Origin of the sequence: Pseudomonas sp. Irchel s3h17, from assembly GCF_900187505.1 — a bacterium.
In the GTDB taxonomy this organism is placed as follows: Bacteria; Pseudomonadota; Gammaproteobacteria; order Pseudomonadales; family Pseudomonadaceae; genus Aquipseudomonas.
The window spans coordinates 179,989-198,687 of record NZ_FYDL01000005.1; the positions used below are offsets into that span (position 1 = coordinate 179,989).

General features: G+C 61.9%; 20 protein-coding genes. 14 read left to right on the forward strand and 6 right to left on the reverse strand.

The window, feature by feature from the left end; translation table 11 throughout:
• Positions 1-54 precede the first annotated feature (54 nt).
• The 3 genes from CKW25_RS08820 to CKW25_RS08830 form a co-directional block, all read right to left on the reverse strand.
• Positions 55-693 carry a LysE family translocator gene (locus CKW25_RS08820; RefSeq protein WP_095078792.1) on the reverse strand — a complete coding sequence of 213 codons (639 nt, stop codon included), beginning with the start codon at positions 691-693 and terminating at the stop codon, positions 55-57.
• A gap of 1 nt (position 694) precedes the next feature.
• Complete coding sequence (locus tag CKW25_RS08825; protein WP_095078793.1) at positions 695-1,465, reverse strand: 2OG-Fe(II) oxygenase; 771 nt, start codon at positions 1,463-1,465, stop codon at positions 695-697.
• 106 nt (positions 1,466-1,571) lie between these two features.
• The gene (locus CKW25_RS08830; protein WP_095078794.1) at positions 1,572-2,198 is read right to left on the reverse strand and encodes a hypothetical protein; all 627 of its coding nucleotides are present in this window, start codon (positions 2,196-2,198) and stop codon (positions 1,572-1,574) included.
• 91 nt (positions 2,199-2,289) lie between these two features.
• On the opposite strand from CKW25_RS08830, the gene CKW25_RS08835 reads away from it, so the two are divergent.
• Positions 2,290-3,288 carry a LysR family transcriptional regulator gene (locus tag CKW25_RS08835; protein WP_095078795.1) on the forward strand — a complete coding sequence of 333 codons (999 nt, stop codon included), beginning with the start codon at positions 2,290-2,292 and terminating at the stop codon, positions 3,286-3,288.
• Positions 3,289-3,361: 73 nt separating this feature from the next.
• Here CKW25_RS08835 and CKW25_RS08840 read toward each other — a convergent pair whose 3' ends face one another.
• Together CKW25_RS08840 and CKW25_RS08845 are read right to left on the reverse strand one after the other, a co-directional pair.
• Entirely contained in the window at positions 3,362-3,760 is a 399-nt protein-coding gene (locus CKW25_RS08840; RefSeq protein ID WP_095078796.1) for a PA2817 family protein, read from the reverse strand.
• A gap of 95 nt (positions 3,761-3,855) precedes the next feature.
• Positions 3,856-6,303 (reverse strand): acyl-CoA dehydrogenase, encoded by a 2,448-nt coding sequence (locus CKW25_RS08845; RefSeq protein WP_095078797.1) that lies wholly within the window; start codon positions 6,301-6,303, stop codon positions 3,856-3,858.
• Positions 6,304-6,749: 446 nt separating this feature from the next.
• Between CKW25_RS08845 and CKW25_RS08850 the strand changes: the two genes are divergently transcribed.
• From CKW25_RS08850 to CKW25_RS08865, 4 genes are all read left to right on the forward strand, one after another.
• Positions 6,750-7,409 carry a transglutaminase family protein gene (locus tag CKW25_RS08850; protein WP_095078798.1) on the forward strand — a complete coding sequence of 220 codons (660 nt, stop codon included), beginning with the start codon at positions 6,750-6,752 and terminating at the stop codon, positions 7,407-7,409.
• 43 nt (positions 7,410-7,452) lie between these two features.
• A complete protein-coding gene (locus CKW25_RS08855; RefSeq protein WP_095078799.1) occupies positions 7,453-8,076 on the forward strand; it encodes a glutathione S-transferase family protein in 624 nt (207 codons plus the stop codon).
• 133 nt (positions 8,077-8,209) lie between these two features.
• Positions 8,210-9,142, forward strand: coding sequence for an ABC transporter ATP-binding protein (locus CKW25_RS08860; protein ID WP_095078800.1), 933 nt, complete (start codon positions 8,210-8,212; stop codon positions 9,140-9,142).
• Entirely contained in the window at positions 9,139-9,918 is a 780-nt protein-coding gene (locus CKW25_RS08865; protein WP_095078801.1) for an ABC transporter permease, read from the forward strand. The genes CKW25_RS08860 and CKW25_RS08865 overlap by 4 nt, the downstream gene beginning before the upstream one ends.
• Before the next feature lie 240 nt (positions 9,919-10,158).
• Here CKW25_RS08865 and CKW25_RS08870 read toward each other — a convergent pair whose 3' ends face one another.
• Positions 10,159-10,674 carry a DUF2062 domain-containing protein gene (locus CKW25_RS08870; protein ID WP_095078802.1) on the reverse strand — a complete coding sequence of 172 codons (516 nt, stop codon included), beginning with the start codon at positions 10,672-10,674 and terminating at the stop codon, positions 10,159-10,161.
• A 135-nt stretch (positions 10,675-10,809) separates the two neighbouring features.
• Here CKW25_RS08870 and CKW25_RS08875 point away from each other — a divergent pair, with 135 nt between their 5' ends.
• From CKW25_RS08875 to CKW25_RS08920, 9 genes are all read left to right on the forward strand, one after another.
• Complete coding sequence (locus tag CKW25_RS08875) at positions 10,810-13,050, forward strand: DNA internalization-related competence protein ComEC/Rec2 (protein WP_095078803.1); 2,241 nt, start codon at positions 10,810-10,812, stop codon at positions 13,048-13,050.
• A gap of 93 nt (positions 13,051-13,143) precedes the next feature.
• Positions 13,144-13,779 carry a MotA/TolQ/ExbB proton channel family protein gene (locus tag CKW25_RS08880; RefSeq protein WP_172736474.1) on the forward strand — a complete coding sequence of 212 codons (636 nt, stop codon included), beginning with the start codon at positions 13,144-13,146 and terminating at the stop codon, positions 13,777-13,779.
• Positions 13,776-14,204: a biopolymer transporter ExbD gene (locus CKW25_RS08885; protein ID WP_095078804.1), complete on the forward strand. Its 429-nt coding sequence runs from the start codon at positions 13,776-13,778 to the stop codon at positions 14,202-14,204. Before CKW25_RS08880 ends, CKW25_RS08885 begins: the two co-directional genes overlap by 4 nt.
• Positions 14,204-15,214, forward strand: a complete 1,011-nt coding sequence (gene lpxK / locus CKW25_RS08890; protein WP_095078805.1) for a tetraacyldisaccharide 4'-kinase — start codon at positions 14,204-14,206, stop codon at positions 15,212-15,214. The genes CKW25_RS08885 and lpxK overlap by 1 nt, the downstream gene beginning before the upstream one ends.
• Positions 15,215-15,237: 23 nt before the next feature.
• Positions 15,238-15,423, forward strand: a complete 186-nt coding sequence (locus CKW25_RS08895) for a Trm112 family protein (RefSeq protein ID WP_095078806.1) — start codon at positions 15,238-15,240, stop codon at positions 15,421-15,423.
• Positions 15,420-16,184: a 3-deoxy-manno-octulosonate cytidylyltransferase gene (kdsB, locus tag CKW25_RS08900; RefSeq protein WP_095078807.1), complete on the forward strand. Its 765-nt coding sequence runs from the start codon at positions 15,420-15,422 to the stop codon at positions 16,182-16,184. Before CKW25_RS08895 ends, kdsB begins: the two co-directional genes overlap by 4 nt.
• On the forward strand, positions 16,184-16,648 hold the full coding sequence (locus tag CKW25_RS08905) for a low molecular weight protein-tyrosine-phosphatase (protein ID WP_095078808.1): 465 nt from the start codon (positions 16,184-16,186) through the stop codon (positions 16,646-16,648). Before kdsB ends, CKW25_RS08905 begins: the two co-directional genes overlap by 1 nt.
• Positions 16,645-17,664, forward strand: coding sequence for a UDP-N-acetylmuramate dehydrogenase (gene murB, locus CKW25_RS08910; protein WP_095078809.1), 1,020 nt, complete (start codon positions 16,645-16,647; stop codon positions 17,662-17,664). Before CKW25_RS08905 ends, murB begins: the two co-directional genes overlap by 4 nt.
• A 392-nt stretch (positions 17,665-18,056) precedes the next feature.
• The gene (locus tag CKW25_RS08920) at positions 18,057-18,680 is read left to right on the forward strand and encodes an NTP transferase domain-containing protein (RefSeq protein WP_256577947.1); all 624 of its coding nucleotides are present in this window, start codon (positions 18,057-18,059) and stop codon (positions 18,678-18,680) included.
• Positions 18,681-18,699: the final 19 nt, after the last annotated feature.

The following is an 18,699-nucleotide window of genomic DNA, read 5'->3' on the forward strand; positions in this document are numbered from 1 at the left end:
AGGCCGCGCTGTCAGGCCGGAGAGCAACTGCCCGTTGCTCACCGGCCCGAGGATTCACAGCGAGAGCATCAAGCGCCCGGCAAACAGGATCAGGATCACGCCCATGGTCCGTTCGAACCAGTGGCCCATGCGCATGAACAACACCCGCACCCGGTTGCTTGAAAAGAACAACGCCACAATCACGAACCACAGGGCATTGACGAAGCACATCCACAGCCCGTACAGCGCCTGCACCTGCAAGGGCGTCGTGGCGCTGATGAGGGTGGTGAATATCGCCAGGAAGAACAGCGTTGCCTTGGGGTTGGTGGCGTTGGTCAGGAAACCCGTGGTGAATGCCTTGAACAGGGTCTGCTGTTCCAGCGATGGCGCTTGCGCGTTCTCGCCTTCGACCGTCGACTTGGGTTTGCTGCGCAGCAGGCTCACGCCGAGGTACAGAATGTAGGCGCCCCCCACCACCTTGGCCACTGTCAACAGCCAGGGCGTGGTGTGCATCAATGCGCCCACTCCCAGCAAGGTATAGAGCACATGCACCGAAATGCCGGCGCCAATGCCCAGCGCCGTGCAGATCCCGACCACGCGCCCGAACCGCACGCTCTGGCGGATGGTTACCGCAAAATCAGGTCCCGGTGCGACGACGGCCAGAAAATGAATGGTCGCCAGCGCCAGGAATTCGCCTAGGTAATTCGAAAGCATTTCAACTCCAAAAGGTCAGGGGGGAGGCATTGCCGCGATAGCCGACAAAGAACGACAGGCTCAATCGTGGATCGGCCAGTCCCGGTGTCACCGCGTGCATGCGGCGTGAATTGAACATGATGAAATCGCCGGGCCGCGGAACGATCTCCAGGGTGGGCGGGCCTAGCAGGGCCGGGTCGATGCCGTAGCTGTCGCCGCGCATTTCATCGAACCGTTCGGGTGAGATGTCGTGGTCCCAGATCTGCAGGGCGCCTCCTGCGGTGGGCATATTCAGGTAGAGGTTGCAGGCAAATTGCGCTTCCAGGCTGCGGGCCTGAAAACTGTCGGGTGCGTCCTTGGCGAAAATGTCGTGGTGAGCCAGGAAGCACACCCCGGGCTTGACCACTCGGGACAGGCCGGCATACATCTTGCGACCGTACAGGGTTTCCAGGTGTGCGCCGGCTGGCCATGCCTCGTCGAGCAGGCAGCGCAGGGTGTCGATGGGGGAGGAGTAGGGCGCGCACCGGGCACGCAGTTCGGCGGTGTTGGCACTGGCGCGCTCGAAATAGTCTTCGACCAGCGGTGGCTGGTTTTGCGCTTCGTAGAACGCCATGCCGATGCGTCCGATACTGGGGGCATTGATGTAGCCCTCGAAACCGGGGGCGAGAATCTTGTTGCCGATCTGGAGGGCGAGCGGTCCGGGGAGAAAGTGCTTGAGCCGGATGGCGAGCACCTCTTCGTTGGCCAGTTTTTGTAGGCAGGTCTCATCGAGACATCCGACGTCGAGCATCATGTCTTAGGTCCATCTAGCAGAGAGTCATCAAGCCTGCGAGTGCAGGCCCACCGGCTTCAGGCAATGACGCTGGCTCGAGCGCAGCACCGCGTCATCGCCGAATGACTCAGCTCACGTCGTAGCGAACTGAAAGCGCGCCTTTCTTTTGCGAAAGGGAAGCGATAGTGACCGTGCCTAATTCCTGCAGGCGCCGTACATGGGTGCCGCCACAGCCATAGGCGGGCAGCTCGCCGAAACCGATTTCCCGCGCGCCTTCGCGTAGCGAGGTCAAGCGCGGCAGATCATTGGCAATCCACTGGGCCAGGGTGTTCTGGAGTGTCTCGACGTTGAGTTCCTGTGGCGTCTGGCCCGGCATGAACGTCACGCGACCCTCGCCAGGCCAGTGATGGGCCTTGACGGGAATCCAGCCCAGGGATTCGGCACAGTGACCAATCAAGTGCCCGGCCGAATGCAGGCGGGTATTGAGTTGTCGACGCGGCTCGTCGACCCGTATCCGGGTCATTCCCGGGGCAACCGGCTGGTCGACATAGTGCACGATCCGGTCCGCTTCCTGGGTGACGCGCATGACCTGGCTGTCGCCGATCCACCCGGTGTCACAGGGTTGACCTCCACCCTGGGGATGGAACAGCGTCGCTCGCAGCTCGACGGCAAACTCGTTTTCGCAGGGCGTACATTCCAGGACTTCCACGTTGGCCTTGAGGTCATCACTATGGAAAAAGAGGCGAAGCGTCATATTCCACGGCCTTACTAAAAATTCTGGTTTTTATTATATGTATCGCCGAATTACGTGATAATCCGTTTAAACATCAAAGGACTGTTGTGCTGTGAGCATAAATCTACCGCTGCCGTTGCTGGGTGAAATGGCGATTTTCGTCAAGGTCGTCGAGACCGGCAGCTTCTCCGAAGCCGCCCGGCAGATGGGTTCGTCACCCTCAGCGGTGAGCCGCAGCATCTCGCGCCTGGAGAAAGCCCTGGCCACCCGCCTGCTTCAGCGCACCACGCGTAAATTGCGCTTGAGCGACGGCGGTGAGGAGGTGTTCAAGCGGTGCCAGGAGATGGTCAGCGCCGCCCGTTCGGTGATGGAAATCAGTGGTCAGTTCACCCAGGAGGCCGAAGGGCTGGTGCGGGTCAGCGTGCCGAAGGCGGTGGGACGATTCGTGATTCATCCCCACATGCCGGAATTTCTTCGCCGTTATCCCAAGGTCGATGTAGAACTGCTGCTGGAGGATCGCCAGGTTGACCTGATCGACGATCATGTCGACCTGGCCATTCGCATTACCGATCGCCCGCCCGCGGGACTGGTGGGGCGGCAACTGCTGACCATCGACCACATGCTGTGCGCGACCCCCCAGTACCTGTCCGAGCACGGCACGCCCACCCATCCCCATGACTTGCTCAACCACAGTTGTGTTTACCTGGGCGAAACCCCAAGCGATGCGCGGTGGAAGTTCAGGAAGGGCAGCAAAGCGGTCACCGTCGGTGTGCGTGGCCGATATGCGGCCAATCACACCGGCGTGCGCCTGGGGGCCGTGTTGCAGCACATCGGCATTGGCAGCCTGCCGTATTTCACGGCGCGCCATGCCCTGGAACAAGGCTTGATCGTGCAGGTACTGCCGGACTGGACCTTTCTGGCCTCCTATCATGGTGGCGCCTGGTTGCTGCATTCGCCGACGCGCTACCTGCCGCCCAAGCTGCGGGTACTGATCGACTATCTGGTGGAGTGCCTGGAGAAGGAGCCGACCCTGAGCAACCCGGGCAAGTCCGCGGGGGCAGGCAAGCTCGAGGCGCAGTACGAGTTGCCCGAGAGTGAGGGGTTGTTCTGACAGTCAGGATTCAAGCCCATGAAAAAGGCCCGCCGGTCGAACCGTGCGGGCCTGTTGTGTCACTGAGCGCAGATCAGTGCTTGCTGTCCTGGTTCGACAGGGCCAGCAGTTGCTTTTCCTGGTTCCAGTCAAACGGCTCATCGTTCTGCTCGGCTTCATAACGACGTTCTTCGAGGGCCTGGTACAGGTGGATTTCATCGTCTGGCATGTAGTGCAGGCAGTCGCCGGCGAAGTACCACAGCAGGTCCCGTGGTACCAGGTGGGCAATTTGCGGGTAGCGTTGGATCACCTGGCACAGCAGGTCCTGGCCCAGGTACTGGCTTTCGATCGGATCGATCGGCAACGAGGCGCGCAGTTCGTCGAAGCGCTCCAGAAACAGCGCATGGCTTTCTTCCGGGACCTGCTCGGCTTCACCGACAGCGACCAGAATACTGCGCAGGAGGTCGAGCTGGACGAGAGTTTGGTCGAGCATAACGGGAGTCCTCTAGAACTAAAGCAAAACGGGCGCCGGAGTATATAGCCCCGACGCCCGCATTTCATCATTGAACCGCTGGGCGTGCCGTTGCTTTATCGGATCTTGCCCTCTGCCAACTCTAGCTGCTCCTTGGAAAAGTCATCGACATCGATCACTTTACGCCGCGCCACTTCGGCTTCACGCAGGCTTTGCGCTTCAATCAGCTGCAGCACGCCGGCCTCCAGCGCGGCATCGATGAGCGGCTCTCCGGCAGCCGGTTTGAACTGTCCGCTCCTGAGTGCGTTGTGCAGTTTTTGCTGCAGCGGCTGTACGGCGTTCAACAGGTCGCAGGCCTGTTGCAGGGCGCCAACCGGGTCCTCGAGCGATTGTGGACGGTAGCAACCGCCCAGCAGTTCCTCGAGGGTCGGATCGCCTTTGGCGCGACCGATCACCGCCGCTACCTCGGCCGCGAGTGTGTCCGATGGGCCTTTGTGGCGCCGACCGAACGGAAACACGATGACCCGTAGCAGGCAGCCCAATACCTTGCTCGGGAAGTTGCTCAGCAATTCATCGAGCGCGCGCTCGGACTGCCCCAGGCTTTCCTCCATGGCCCAGGTGAACAGGGGCGTCATGTGCGGCGGCGAATCGAGGTCGTGATAACGCTTGAGCGCGGCTGAGGCCAGGTACAGATTGCTCAGTACATCGCCCAGGCGGGCCGACAGGCGTTCGCGACGTTTCAGTTCCCCCCCCAGCAGCATCATGCTCAGGTCGGCCAGCAGGGCGAAGGCCGCGGCCTGACGGTTGAGGGCGCGGCAGTAGCCCTGGCTGAGCCTGTCTCCCGGGGCGCGTTCGAAGTGGCCAACACCGAGATTGAGCATCAGGGTGCTGGCAGCGTTACCCACGGCAAATCCGATGTGCCTGAGCAGCAGGCCATCGAACTCCTTGAGCGCCTGGTCCTTGTCTTCGCGGCTGGCGAGGGCCATTTCCTGGAGTACGAATGGATGGCTGCGGATCGCGCCCTGGCCGAAGATCATCAGGTTGCGCGACAGAATGTTCGCGCCTTCGACGGTGATGAAGATCGGCGCGCCGTTCCAGCTGCGCCCCAGGTAGTTGTTGGGGCCCATGATGATCGCCTTGCCGCCGTGGACATCCATCGCATGGCTGATGCATTCGCGCCCACGCTCGGTGAGGTGGTACTTGAGGACCGCGGACAACACCGACGGTTTTTCGCCCAGGTCGAGCGCGGTGGCGGTCAGCATGCGTGCCGCGTCCATCATCCAGGCGTTGCCAGCGATACGCGCCATGGCTTCCTGAATGCCTTCGAAGGCCGCGAGCGGGACGTTGAATTGCTCGCGGACCTGCGCATACTGGCCCGTCACCAGACTGGTGAACTTGGCGGCACCGGTGCCGACGGCCGGCAGCGAAATCGAGCGCCCGACCGACAGGCAGTTCATCAGCATCATCCAGCCTTTGCCGAGCATTTCCTGGCCGCCGATGATGAACTCCAGTGGTACGAACACGTCCTTGCCTGAGTTCGGGCCGTTCATGAACGAGGCGCCGAGGGGCAGGTGACGACGGCCGATTTCCACGCCGGCGATATCGGTGGGGACCAGCGCGAGGCTGATGCCCAGGTCTTCCTGGTCGCCCAACAGATGGTCCGGGTCATAGGCCTTGAATGCCAGGCCGAGCAGGGTGGCGACCGGTCCCAGGGTGATGTAGCGCTTTTCCCAGTTCAACCGCAGGCCCAGGGTTTCCTGGCCTTGCCATTGGCCTTTGCAGACCACCCCGGTATCGGGCATCGAGCCTGCATCGGACCCGGCCAGGGGTCCGGTCAGTGCAAAACAGGGGATGTCATCGCCGCGAGCCAGGCGAGGCAGGTAGTGGTTTCGTTGTGCTTCGGTGCCGTAGTGCAGGAGCAGTTCGGCCGGGCCAAGGGAGTTGGGGACCATCACGGTGGACGCCAGGTCGCCACTGCGGGTGGCCAGCTTCATCGCCACTTGCGAGTTGGCGAAGGCCGAAAACCCCTTGCCGCCATACTCTTTGGGAATGATCAGGGCAAAAAAGCCGTTCTGCTTGATGTGCGCCCAGGCCTCGGCCGGCAGGTCCATGGTCTGGCCGATTTGCCAGTCGCTGACCATGGCGCACAAGGCTTCAGTCGGGCCATCGATGAAGGCCTGCTCTTCTTCGCTCAACTGCGCCTTGGGGTAGGCCAGCAGTTTGTTCCAGTCCGGGCGGCCGCTGAACAGCTCGCCATCCCACCAGACTGTGCCGGCATCGATCGCGTCGCGTTCGGTTTGTGACATCGGTGGCAGGGTTTTCTGGAACCAACTGAACAGCGGCGCACTGAAGAACTTGCGACGCAGGTCCGGCAGCAGCAGGGGAGCGGCCACGGCCGCGAGCATGATCCAGAATATCAACAGCAACCAGCCGGGTGCGCGATTCACGACGCCCATCGCCACCAGGTAGACCGCAACGATGCCCAGGGCGGGCAGGGGCGCGGTGCGGCGGTGAGCCAGCCAGGCGATGCCGATCGCCAGTACCAGTATCCACAACAGCAGCATAATCAATCCTCCGTGAAACCAAGGGTAAAACCACCTCCAGAGCGTAGACGGCATCTGTAAAGGGGGGGCAGTCCGGCGTGTTTGAATCCGTGAGAGACAGGGGGAGTGGCTAATGTCAGTCAGTTAAGGCGAGGGTTGCTCAATACATCGCCCGTGGCGAGGGAGCTTGCTCGCGCTGGGTTGCGCAGCAGCCCCAAAACGATCGCCGAGTTCATTCTGAAAGACCGCTGTAGCATTGTCTGGAGGGGCTTCGCTTCCTGAGCGGGAGCCAGTTCCCTCGCTTCAAGACATTTTTGACTGGCCCGCATCAGGGTGAGTGGCAGCGTTGCCGGGGCTTTCGAAAACCTTGGAAGAGCACGCAACAAACGCTGATGTTTGGCCGAAATGTCGTTATCTCTGTGCTGAAGGTGTCGCTAGACTCGGGGCTTCTCCAGGAGATTGTTCTCATGCACGAGTATCTGAGTCCCGGCCGCTTCATCGATAGTGACCACCCTGCCGTGGTGGAGTTCGCCGAAAAACATCGTGGCAGTAGCCGTGACCCGGTCGAGCAGGCCATCAACCTGTATGGCGCGGTGCGCGAGGCGGTGCGTTACAACCCCTACACCTTCAGCCGGGATCCGGCGACCTTGCGCGGCAGCTATGCGCTGGCGACCGGCGAAAGCTACTGCGTGCCCAAGGCCACGCTGCTGGCAGGCTGTGCCCGGCATTGCGGCATCCCCGCGCGCATCGGCCTGGCAGACGTCCGCAATCACTTGTCGACGCCGCGCCTGATCGAGTTGCTCAGGAGCGATGTGTTCGCCATGCACGGTTATACCGAGCTGTATCTGCAGGGGCGCTGGGTCAAGGCTACGCCGGCGTTCAATGCCAGGCTCTGCGAGTTGTTCGATGTGCCACCGCTGGAGTTCGATGGGCGCAACGACAGCGTGTTTCACCCCTTCAATCGCCAGGGGCTGCAGTCGATGGAGTACCTGGTCGACCATGGCCAGTTTGTCGATGTGCCCGAGGATTTCTTTTTCAAGCACCTTGAGCAGTGCTATCCGCATTTGTTCGGCGATCAGTCAGCCGCCTTGCTGGGCGACATGCAGAGCGATTTGAGCCGGGCCTGATCCGGCGTAGACTCCCCCGGCATTCATCCATTGAGGGGCGGTCATGCTGAAGATCTGGGGACGGAAGAATTCATCGAATGTCAGGAAGGCGTTGTGGGCGGCCGAGGAGCTTGGCCTGAATTATCAGGCTCTGGACGCAGGCGGCGCCTTCGGTGTGGTCGATACCCCGGAGTATCGGGCGATGAACCCCAATGGTCGCATACCGGTCATGGAGGATGACGGCTTCGTGTTGTGGGAGTCGAACACCATCGTGCGCTACCTCATGGCTCGTCATGCCAGCGGTTCGTCCTGGTATCCGGCCGACTTGCAGGCCCGCGCGACGGCGGAAAAATGGATGGACTGGACCACCGCAAGCTTTGCCGACCCGTTTCGCATGGTGTTCTGGGGTGTATTGCGTACGCCGGCCGAACAACAGGATTGGGTCGCGATCAAGGCCGCCATCGCTACCTGCGAAGGTTTGCTGTCGATGGCCGACCGGGCACTGGCCGACCAGCCTTACCTGTCCGGTGATGACATCGGCATGGGCGACATTCCCCTGGGCAGCTTCATTTATGCCTGGTTCGAAATGCCGATCGAGCGTGCGCCGCAACCGCACCTGCACGCCTGGTACCAGCGGCTGAAGCAACGCCCGGCCTATCAAAAAGCGGTCATGACTGCGTTGACTTAATACTGACTATCAACACAGGTGACTGTACTTGTGCGGCGCCGCCAAGCACCATTGCGCTCATGCGCTACGGTTGCCTTGCTCGCCGCCGCCCTTGCTTGTTCCTTACTTCTCCTTCTTGGTGCGTAAATCCGATATGAGTTCTGCTCTGTCCATCCGGCAGCTAACCAAAACCTACGGCAACGGTTTCCAGGCCCTGAGTGGTATCGATCTGGATGTCGCCGAAGGTGACTTTTTCGCCTTGCTCGGCCCCAATGGCGCCGGCAAATCCACGACCATCGGCATTCTGTCGACCCTGGTCAACAAGACCAGCGGCACGGTGAGTATCTTTGGCCACGACCTGGACCGCAACCCGGCTGCGCTCAAGCGCAGCATCGGGGTGGTGCCACAGGAATTCAACTTCAACCAGTTCGAAAAGACCTTCGATATCGTGGTGACCCAGGCGGGTTACTACGGCATTCCGTCCAGGGTTGCGAAGGAACGTGCCGAGCAGTACCTGACCCAGCTAGGTCTGTGGGACAAGCGTGATGTGCCGTCGCGCTCGCTGTCGGGCGGGATGAAGCGTCGCCTGATGATTGCCCGGGCGCTGGTACACGAGCCTCGCCTGCTGATCCTCGACGAGCCGACCGCCGGCGTGGACATCGAACTGCGGCGCTCGATGTGGAGCTTCCTGACCGAGCTGAACAAGAAAGGCATCACCATCATCCTCACCACCCATTATCTGGAGGAGGCTGAACAGCTGTGCCGCAACATCGGCATCATCGACCACGGCACGATCGTGGAAAACACCAGCATGCGTAACCTGCTCGGCCAGTTGCATGTCGAAACCTTCCTGCTGGACCTCAAGCACGACATGAAGGTCGCGCCACAACTGATCGGCTACCCGAGCCGCCTGCTGGACAGCCATACCCTGGAAGTCCAGGTCGACAAGGCCGTTGGCATCACGGCGTTGTTCGGTCAACTGGCCGCGCAGCACATCGAAGTGCTGAGCCTGCGCAACAAAACCAATCGCCTTGAGGAGCTGTTCGTGTCCCTGGTGGAGAAAAACCTGGCGAAGGTGGCCGTATGAGTTCCGAACTGCAACCCAACCTCGTCGCACTCAACACCATCGTTTACCGCGAGGTCCGGCGCTTTACCCGGATCTGGCCGCAGACCCTGCTGCCGCCGGCCATTACCATGGTCTTGTACTTCGTGATCTTCGGTAATCTGATTGGCCGGCAGATCGGTGACATGGGTGGCTTCACCTATATGGAGTACATCGTGCCGGGCCTGATCATGATGTCGGTGATCACCAACTCCTATGGCAACGTGGTGTCGAGTTTCTTCGGCAGCAAGTTCCAGCGCTCCATCGAAGAACTGATGGTGTCACCGGTTTCGCCCCACACCATCCTGGTTGGCTACACCCTGGGCGGTGTGCTGCGCGGGTTGATGGTCGGGATCATCGTGACCTTGCTGTCGCTGTTCTTCACTGACCTGCAGGTCCATCACCTGGGGGTGACTATCCTGGTGGTGGTGCTGACGGCGACGATCTTTTCGTTGCTGGGGTTTATCAACGCGGTCTTTGCGCGCAATTTCGACGATATCTCGATTATCCCGACCTTCGTGCTGACGCCGCTGACTTACCTGGGCGGAGTGTTCTACTCGATCAGCCTGTTGCCGCCGTTCTGGCAGACGGTGTCGTTGGCCAACCCGGTATTGCACATGGTCAACGCCTTCCGCTACGGCATCCTGGGTGTCTCGGACATCAGGATCAGCATCGCCATCACCTTCATGCTGGTTGCCACCGTGGTGCTGTACGTCGGCTGTGCGCGGCTGCTGGTCAGCGGGCGGGGGATGCGTACGTAACCGCTGGCACCGGGCAATGAAAAACGGCACCCCAGAGGTTAATGCCGATCAGTTAAGCCAAAGACCAGCCGAACATAGTACCCGTGGCGAGGGAGCTTGCTCCCGCTGGGCTGCGTAGCAGCCCAAAAACAGGGCCGCTTTGCGCCCCAGCGGGAGCAAGCTCCCTCGCCACGGGTTTCGTGTTCGGCTTTATTTCTCTTAACTGACTAGCATTAACCCCAGAGGTGCCGTTTTTGCGTTCTACAGCCGACTTTGCTTACGCCGCTTCCATTGCCGGCTGACCCACCAGCGCCAGTAGGTCATGGTCATGCAGTAGGCCATGGCACCCAGCACCAGGCCCGCCACTACCGATCCCAGCAGGAACGGCTGCCAAAGGCTCGCCAGTTCGCCGCTGATCCATTCCCAGGTCAGTTCGTCCGGCAGGCTGCGCGTCGGTACATTCATCAGCCAGGCGCCGGTCTGGTAGGTGCAGAAAAACACCACGGGCATGGTGATCGGATTGGTCAGCCAGACCAGGCTCACCGCAATCGGAATATTGCCGCGCACCGAGATCGCTAGGGCAGCCGCCACCAGCATCTGCATGGGGATCGGTAAAAAGGCGGCGAACAGACCCACGGCCATGGCTCGGGCAACCGAGTGCCGATTGAGGTGCCAAAGGTTGGGATCATGCAGCAGTGTGCCGAGAAAGCGTAAGGATTTGTGTTCCCTGATGCTGGTCGGGTCTGGCATGTAGCGTTTGAATAAGCGCCGGGGCATAGGGCTTCTCGGTCAGATCAAGCGGCAAGTATGCCCGGATTCTACTGAGCGCCAATTCAGACTTTGTGACAATTAATAAACGCGGGCTTCTGTGACTGGGCTAATCCAAGAGAGGGGACTCTCAAGGACGGGCTTATGCGCACAGGGATGTTGGCGCTTGCGTTGGGTCTGTTGACCCTGGTTTTTTTACCGGTGTTACCGTCGGTCGGGCTGTTGCTGCTGCTAGCGGTGCTGGCCTTGATGCTGCTGCCGTTTCGCAGCTGTGCACTGGCGTTTTTTCTGCTGGGTTTCGCCTGGGCATGCGCCAGCGCCCATTGGGCACTGAATGACCGCCTGACACCCGAGCTCGACGGTCAAACCCGCTGGGTCGAGGGGCGGGTGGTCGGCTTGCCGCAAAACACCCCGGGTGTGGTGCGCTTTGAGTTGGCCGACGGCGAGGCACGAGCTACGCAGCTACCGAGCTTGATGCGGCTGGCCTGGTACGGCGGCCCGCCGGTCAACAGTGGCGAGCGCTGGCGCCTGGCGGTGAAGTTGAAGCGCCCGGCAGGTTTGCTCAATCCCCATGCCTTTGATTACGAGGCCTGGTTGTTGGCGCAACGCATCGGCGCCACGGGAACGGTCAAGGACGGTCAATTGCTCAGCCCGGCGCAGGCGGCCTGGCGTGATGCCATTCGTCAGCGCCTGATGGCGGTGGACGCCCAGGGGCGGGCGGCTGCGCTGGCGGCGCTGGTGCTGGGCGATGGGTCCGGATTGAGCCGCGATGAATGGCGCGTCTTGCAGGACACCGGCACCGTGCATTTGCTGGTGATCTCTGGGCAGCATGTCGGTTTGTTGGCAGGCATGGTGTACCTGTTGGTGGCCGGGCTGGCGCGTTACGGGCTGTGGCCCCGACGCCTGGCGTGGCTGCCGTGGGCGTGCGGCCTGGCGTTTGCGGCGGCGCTGGGTTACGGGCTGCTGGCCGGGTTCCAGGTGCCGGTGCGCAGGGCGTGCGTGATGATCGGGCTGGTGTTGGTGTGGCGCCTGCGGTTTCGTCATCTGGGGGCCTGGTGGCCGTTGCTGCTGGCATTGAATGTGGTGCTGTTACTGGACCCGCTGGCGAGCTTGCGCCCGGGATTCTGGCTGTCGTTTGTGGCGGTGGCGGTGTTGATCTTCACCTTTGGCGGTCGGCTGGGTGCGTGGCGTTGGTGGCAGGCCTGGACGCGAGCGCAGTCGTTGATAGCCATCGGTCTGTTCCCGGCGCTGTTGATGCTGGGGCTTCCCGTCAGCCTGACCGGACCACTGATCAATCTGCTGGCCGTGCCCTGGATCAGTCTGCTGGTGTTGCCCCCGGCGTTGCTGGGAACACTGCTGTTGCCGTTGCCTTATGTTGGCGAAGGCTTGTTATGGCTGGCGGGTGGCTTGCTGGACGTATTGTTCAAGGGCCTGGCCCTGGCGGCGGGGAAGGTGCCGGCATGGCAGGCTCCGGCCATTTCACCCTGGGCCTGGGGCGTGGGGGCCCTTGGCGCCGTTTTGCTGTTGTTGCCCAGTGGCGTGCCGCTGCGATGGCTGGGCTGGCCGATGCTGCTGGTGCTGGTGTTCCCGCCGCGAAGCACGGTGCCGGAAGGCATGGCTGAAATCTGGCAACTGGATGTCGGCCAGGGTTTGGCCATGGTGGTGCGCACCCGTCATCACACATTGCTCTATGACGCAGGTCCAGGTTTCGGCGACCTCGACCTGGGTGGGCAGGTGGTCCTGCCGGCCTTGCGTAAGCTAGGGGTTCGCAGGCTGGACCTGATGCTGATCAGCCACGCTCATGCCGATCACGCCGGGGGCGCGGGTTCGGTCTACAGGGGGCTGCCGGTAACACAGGTTATCGGCGGAGAGCGCCAGGGCTTGCCGAAAGTGCTGCGGGCCAGGGCTTGCGTCAGCGGCGAGCGCTGGGAGTGGGATGGCGTGCGCTTTGTGCTGTGGCAATGGTCCGGGGCCGGTGACAGCAATCAACGCTCCTGTGTCTTGCAGGTCGAGGCCGGTGGCGAGCGTTTTCTGCTGACGGGCGACATTGACGCCCATGCCGAACGGGCCTTGCTCAAGAGTCCGCTGGCGGTCGCCACCGATTGGCTTCTGGCCCCCCATCACGGCAGCCGCAGTTCGTCTTCGCAAGCCTTTGTGGAGGCGCTGGCCCCCAAGGCCGCGCTGATTTCCCGCGGTCACAACAACAACTTTGGTCATCCCCATCCCCAAGTAGTGGCGCGTTACCGCGGGTTGGGGGTGCAGGTCCTCGACAGTGTGGAGCAAGGGGCCGTGCGTGTGCGCCTGGGGGCCTTCGGGCCGGCTGAATCCATGCGCCAGCAACCGCGCTTCTGGCGCGCGGCGCCACCCGTCAGCCATTCGCCTTGAGGGAGGCCAGGAATATGACGGTCGTCGGTGAGCCGAGCCTCTATGTCGAGTGTGTATGGTAAAGTGGCGCACTTTTTCGAGGGGACTGTCACTGTGTGGGAATTGGTCAAATCCGGCGGCTGGATGATGTTGCCGATCATTTTGAGCTCCATCGCGGCATTGGGCATCGTCGCCGAGCGCCTGTGGACCCTGCGTGCCAGCCGTGTGACCCCGGAGCATCTGCTCGGGCAGGTCTGGGTCTGGATCAAGGACAAGAAACTCAACAAGGATAAACTCAAGGAATTGCGCGCCAATTCGCCGCTGGGTGAAATCCTTGCGGCGGGCCTGGCCAACTCCCGGCATGGTCGCGAGATCATGAAGGAGTGCATCGAGGAAGCCGCTGCCCGGGTGATCCACGAGCTGGAGCGCTACATCAACGCCTTGGGCACCATCGCCGCCATGGCGCCGTTGCTGGGGTTGCTGGGTACGGTGCTGGGCATGATCGATATTTTCAGTTCGTTCATGGGCGGCGGCATGACCGCCAATGCCTCGGTGCTGGCCGGTGGTATTTCCAAGGCCTTGATCACCACGGCCGCAGGCCTGATGGTGGGTATCCCGGCAGTGTTCTTCCACCGCTTCCTGCAACGGCGCATCGATGAACTCGTCGTCGGCATGGAGCAGGAAGCCATCAAGCTGGTGGAAGTGCTGCAGGGCGATCGGGATGTCGACCTGGCCGAGGGCAAAGCGTGAAATTCCGTCGCAAGCCACGGGAAAATGTCGACATCAACCTCGCGTCGCTGATCGACGTGGTGTTTATCCTGTTGCTGTTTTTCGTCGTGACCACCACCTTTACCCGGGAAACCCAGTTGCGTGTCGACTTGCCGGAAGCGGTCAGTGGATCCCCCGCCGAAGACCAGCAGGCCAAGCAACTGGATGTCGCCATCAGCGCCGAAGGTGCGTTCTCGGTCAACAATCAGTTGTTGCCCAAGAACGACCTGGCAAGCCTGATCGACGCCTTGAAGAAAGAGTCCAATGGCGACACCACGCTGCCGCTGTCCATCAGCGCCGATGGCAAGGCGCAGCACCAGGCGGTCATCACCGCCATGGATGCCGCCGGCAAGCTGGGGTTCACGCATTTGCGCATGACCACCGTTGAGGCGGCGCCGACGCCCTGATGGCCATCTCCGATCGATTGCTCGCTGCGTGGTACGCCGGCCATCCGGCACTCAAGCTCTTGCAGCCACTGGAGTGGTTGTACCGGCGCGTGGTCACGGCCAAGCGTGAACGGTTCCTGGCGGGCGAGGGTGAGATTTACCAGCCACCGGTGCCCTTGATCGTGGTCGGCAACATTACCGTTGGCGGCACGGGCAAGACACCCTTGATTCTGTGGATGATCGAGCACTGCCAGCGAGCCGGCCTGCGGGTGGGCGTGGTCAGTCGCGGTTACGGGGCCACGCCGCCGCAACTGCCGTGGCGGGTCGAGCCAGAGCAGAGCGCGGCGGTGGCGGGTGATGAACCCCTGTTGATCGTCCAGCGCACTGGCGTTCCCTTGATGATCGACCCCGATCGCAGTCGGGCTGTTCAGGCGTTGCTGGCGGCCGAACCGTTGGACCTGATCCTGTCGGATGACGGCATGCAGCATTACCGTCTGGCGCGCGATCTTGAGCTGGTGCTGATTGATGCGGCGCGCGGGCTGGGCAACAAGCGTTGCTTGCCGGCGGGGCCACTGCGCGAGCCGATCGAGCGCCTGCAAAGTGTCGATGCGGTGCTGTTCAATGGTGCCGAGACGGATCGCGACGAGGGGTTTGCCTTCCGCTTGCAACCGACTGCGCTGGTCAATCTGCTGACGGGCGAACGTCGCGGTCTTGAACATTTTCCGCTGGGGCAGGCGTTGCACGCCGTGGCGGGTATCGGTAATCCGCAACGTTTCTTCAATACCCTTGAAACGCTACACTGGCAGCCTGTAGCGCATGCTTTTGCCGACCACGCCGAGTACAGCGCGGCGGCGTTGAATTTCATGCCGCCGCTGCCATTGGTCATGACTGAAAAGGATGCGGTGAAATGCCGGTCCTTCGCGGCACAAGACTGGTGGTACCTGGCGGTGGATGCGGTGCCATCACCGGCTTTCGTGGCCTGGTTCGATACGCAGCTGATGCGGCTATTGCCCGCACGTCTTTTGCCTTAACACGCTTTTTCCAGGGAGTTTTCATGGACACCAAACTGCTCGATATCCTCGCTTGCCCAGTCTGCAAAGGCCCGCTCAAGCTCAGCGCCGACAAAACCGAGCTGATCAGCAAAGGTGCCGGCCTGGCTTTCCCGATCCGTGATGGCATCCCGGTGATGCTCGAAAGCGAAGCCCGTACCCTGACGACCGAAGAGCGCCTGGACAAATGAGTACGGCTTTCACAGTGGTGATTCCGTCGCGTTTTGCGTCCACCCGCTTGCCAGGCAAGCCGCTGCAAATGATCGCCGGCAAGCCGATGGTCCAGCATGTCTGGGAACAGGCCAGCAAAAGCGGCGCCGAGCGTGTCGTGGTGGCCACTGATGATGTGCGCATCGAAGAGGCCTGCAAGGCCTTTGGCGCCGAGGTGGTGATGACTCGGGTCGATCACAACTCCGGCACCGATCGCCTGGCCGAAGTCGCCACCCTGTTGGGGCTTGCGCCGGACGCCATTGTGGTCAACGTGCAGGGTGACGAGCCGCTGATTCCGCCGAGTGTGATCGATCAGGTCGCCGCCAATCTGGCGGCTCATAGCGAGGCCCGCATGGCCACCCTCGCCGAACCGATTGAAGACGCCGAAACCCTGTTCAACCCTAACGTGGTCAAGGTCGTCAGCGACCTGGACGGCCTGGCGCTGACGTTCAGTCGTGCGACCTTGCCATGGGCGCGTGACGCCTTTGCCAAGAGCCAGGAACATTTGCCGGCGGGTGTACCGTACCGCCGTCACATCGGTATCTATGCCTACCGCGTCGGTTTCCTGCATGACTTCGTCAGCTGGGGGCCGTGCTGGCTGGAAGACACCGAGTGCCTGGAGCAGTTGCGCGCCCTGTGGCACGGCGTGCGGATCCATGTCGCCGATGCATTGATTGCCCCACCGCCGGGGGTCGATACGCTTGAAGACCTCGAGCGCGTTCGTCGCCTGCTGGAGGCCTGATGCGGGTTCTGTTTGTCTGCCTGGGCAATATCTGTCGTTCGCCCACGGCCGAGGGTGTGCTGCGGTACAAGCTGCGTGAAGGGGGGCTGGCCGATCAGGTCGAAGTCGCTTCCGCGGGCACGGGTGACTGGCATGTCGGCAAGGCGCCGGACAAGCGAAGCCAGGCAGCCGCCTTGCGCCGTGGCTATGACCTGTCCGCGCAGCGCGCCCGGCAGGTGACGCGTGCGGATTTCTCCAGCTACGACCTGATCCTGGCCATGGACAGCAGCAACCTGCGCAACCTCAAGGCCTTGCAGCCGGCCAAGGGCAGGGCGGAGCTGGATCTGTTCCTGCGTCGTTATGAGTCGAGCGTGGACGATGTGCCGGATCCTTATTACGACGGCGAGCAAGGTTTCGAGCAGGTGCTGGACCTGATCGAGCAGGCCTGCGATTTGCTGGTGATTGAATTGAAGGGACGCTTATGACTTTGCACCTGCAGCCGCAGGTTTCGCTCAAGCCGTTCAACAGCTTTGGCGTGGATGTTCGTGCGCAGCTGTTCGCGCAAGCGCACAGCGACGCCGATGTGCGCGAAGCGCTGGCGTATTCGCACGCGCAGGCGATACCGCTGCTGGTCATCGGCGGTGGCAGTAACCTGCTGCTGACGGCGGACATCCCGGCGTTGGTGCTGCGCATGGCCACCCGGGGCATTCGTCAAGTGAGCGACGATGGCCGTCGGGTAGTGATCGAGGCCGAGGCGGGTGAAACCTGGCACCCATTCGTGCAGTGGACCCTGGCACAGGGGTTGTCGGGCCTTGAGAATCTCAGTCTGATTCCCGGCACGGTCGGGGCGGCACCGATGCAGAACATTGGCGCCTACGGTGTGGAGATCAAGGACGTGTTTGCCGGTTTGACTGCACTGGATCGCCAGACCGGCGAGTTGCGGGATTTCACCCTGGCCGACTGCAACTTTGCCTACCGGGACAGCCTGTTCAAGCAACAGGTTGGCCGCTGGCTGATCTTGCGGGTGCGCTTTGCCCTGGATCGCGTCGAGCATTTGCACCTGGAATACGGTCCGGTGCGTCAGTGGCTGACCGAGCAAGGGATCGAACACCCGACGGCGACGGATGTCAGCCAGGCGATCTGCAGCATTCGCAATGAAAAGCTGCCTGATCCCGCAGTACTGGGCAATGCCGGCAGCTTCTTCAAGAATCCGTTGGTCTCGGCCGCGCTTGCCGCCGAGCTTCGACTCGCCCATCCGGGCCTGATCGGTTATCCGCAAGCCGACGGCCAGGTCAAGCTGGCGGCCGGCTGGCTGATCGAGCAAGCGGGCTGGAAGGGCTTTCGCGAGGGGGATGCGGGTGTGCATCGCTTGCAGTCGCTGGTGCTGGTCAACTATGGCTCCGCCACCGGGCTTGAATTGCTCGGCCTGGCCCGGCGCATTCAGAAAGACATCGCCGAGCGCTTTAACGTCGCGCTGGAAATGGAACCCAATCAGTATTGAGGCAGGCGTTCAGCCGAACGCCGACCTATGTAGGAGCGAGCTTGCTCGCAATGTACTCAAGAGCAACGCGTTCAATCAGAAAGCACGCGTTATCGTTAGCGTCCATCGCGAGCACGCTCGCTCCTACACACGCATGCCCAGCGCGGGGCTTTTTTGGCTGATGTCGGGTTAACCTGGCCTGCTGGCGAAGCCACGGCTTCGCAAGAGTGGCCATTAGCCTGAGTCAATCTGCGCGTACCGAACCGTTGCAGTGCCGCGGTGGATTGCTCGATCCCATAACCCTTCCGATAGGCAGGCGTGCCCATGATTACCCAGAAGCTCAATGGTCAAGATCTTCGACTGGATGTCGCCGAGGAGGTGTCGTTGCTCTGGGCAGTCCGTGACGCGTCCGGATGCAGTGGTCCCCGGTTTGGCCGGCGGCAGGCTCAAGCCTGATGGTGGGCGCAATCATTCTCGCGGCCGGGGAGGGCCGCCGTTATCGTCAGGTCGCGGGTGCCGACCAGGACAAGCTGTTGGCGCTGTGCCAGGGGCGCGACGGTGTTGTCCGGCCGGTGATCGAGCAAACGCTGCGCAATGTGCCTGCATGTGTCGGAAGGCGGGTGCTGGTGACCATGCCGGATCGCCCTGAGGTGGCACGGCTGGCGCGAGCGTATGGCTGTGAAGTACTGCTGCTGGCGTCGACCGGAATGGGGGACAGCCTGGCGGCGGCCGTGGCGGTGTGCCCGGCGCTTGAGGGCTGGCTGGTGGTGTTGGGGGATATGCCGTTTATCTTGCCATCGAGCATCGAGCAGATTGTTGACGGCGTTGCAGTCGACACCATCAGTGTGCCGGTGCAGGGGGGCGAGTTTGGGCATCCCGTGGGATTCGGTAGGGCGTTCGGCAAGGCGTTGATGGCGTTGTCCGGGGATCGTGGAGCCAAGCCGTTGTTTGCTTCGGCAAAGGTGGTGGAGGTGGTCGTGGAGGACCCTGGAGTGCTTTGGGATGTTGATGTGCCTGGGGCGTTGGTCTTCAAGTAGTCCCGGCGCTGTTTCATTG

Bases quoted from the DNA above. Each gene is read 5' to 3' on its own strand.
- CKW25_RS08820 (WP_095078792.1), bottom strand. From the start codon at position 693: ATGCTTTCGAATTACCTAGGCGAATTCCTGGCGCTGGCGACCATTCAT.
- CKW25_RS08825 (WP_095078793.1), bottom strand. From the start codon at position 1,465: ATGATGCTCGACGTCGGATGTCTCGATGAGACCTGCCTACAAAAACTG.
- CKW25_RS08830 (WP_095078794.1), bottom strand. From the start codon at position 2,198: ATGACGCTTCGCCTCTTTTTCCATAGTGATGACCTCAAGGCCAACGTG.
- CKW25_RS08840 (WP_095078796.1), bottom strand. From the start codon at position 3,760: ATGCTCGACCAAACTCTCGTCCAGCTCGACCTCCTGCGCAGTATTCTG.
- CKW25_RS08845 (WP_095078797.1), bottom strand. From the start codon at position 6,303: ATGCTGCTGTTGTGGATACTGGTACTGGCGATCGGCATCGCCTGGCTG.
- CKW25_RS08850 (WP_095078798.1), top strand. From the start codon at position 6,750: ATGCACGAGTATCTGAGTCCCGGCCGCTTCATCGATAGTGACCACCCT.
- CKW25_RS08855 (WP_095078799.1), top strand. From the start codon at position 7,453: ATGCTGAAGATCTGGGGACGGAAGAATTCATCGAATGTCAGGAAGGCG.
- CKW25_RS08860 (WP_095078800.1), top strand. From the start codon at position 8,210: ATGAGTTCTGCTCTGTCCATCCGGCAGCTAACCAAAACCTACGGCAAC.
- CKW25_RS08865 (WP_095078801.1), top strand. From the start codon at position 9,139: ATGAGTTCCGAACTGCAACCCAACCTCGTCGCACTCAACACCATCGTT.
- CKW25_RS08870 (WP_095078802.1), bottom strand. From the start codon at position 10,674: ATGCCCCGGCGCTTATTCAAACGCTACATGCCAGACCCGACCAGCATC.
- CKW25_RS08875 (WP_095078803.1), top strand. From the start codon at position 10,810: ATGCGCACAGGGATGTTGGCGCTTGCGTTGGGTCTGTTGACCCTGGTT.
- lpxK (WP_095078805.1), top strand. From the start codon at position 14,204: ATGGCCATCTCCGATCGATTGCTCGCTGCGTGGTACGCCGGCCATCCG.
- CKW25_RS08895 (WP_095078806.1), top strand. From the start codon at position 15,238: ATGGACACCAAACTGCTCGATATCCTCGCTTGCCCAGTCTGCAAAGGC.
- kdsB (WP_095078807.1), top strand. From the start codon at position 15,420: ATGAGTACGGCTTTCACAGTGGTGATTCCGTCGCGTTTTGCGTCCACC.
- CKW25_RS08905 (WP_095078808.1), top strand. From the start codon at position 16,184: ATGCGGGTTCTGTTTGTCTGCCTGGGCAATATCTGTCGTTCGCCCACG.
- murB (WP_095078809.1), top strand. From the start codon at position 16,645: ATGACTTTGCACCTGCAGCCGCAGGTTTCGCTCAAGCCGTTCAACAGC.
- CKW25_RS08920 (WP_256577947.1), top strand. From the start codon at position 18,057: ATGCAGTGGTCCCCGGTTTGGCCGGCGGCAGGCTCAAGCCTGATGGTG.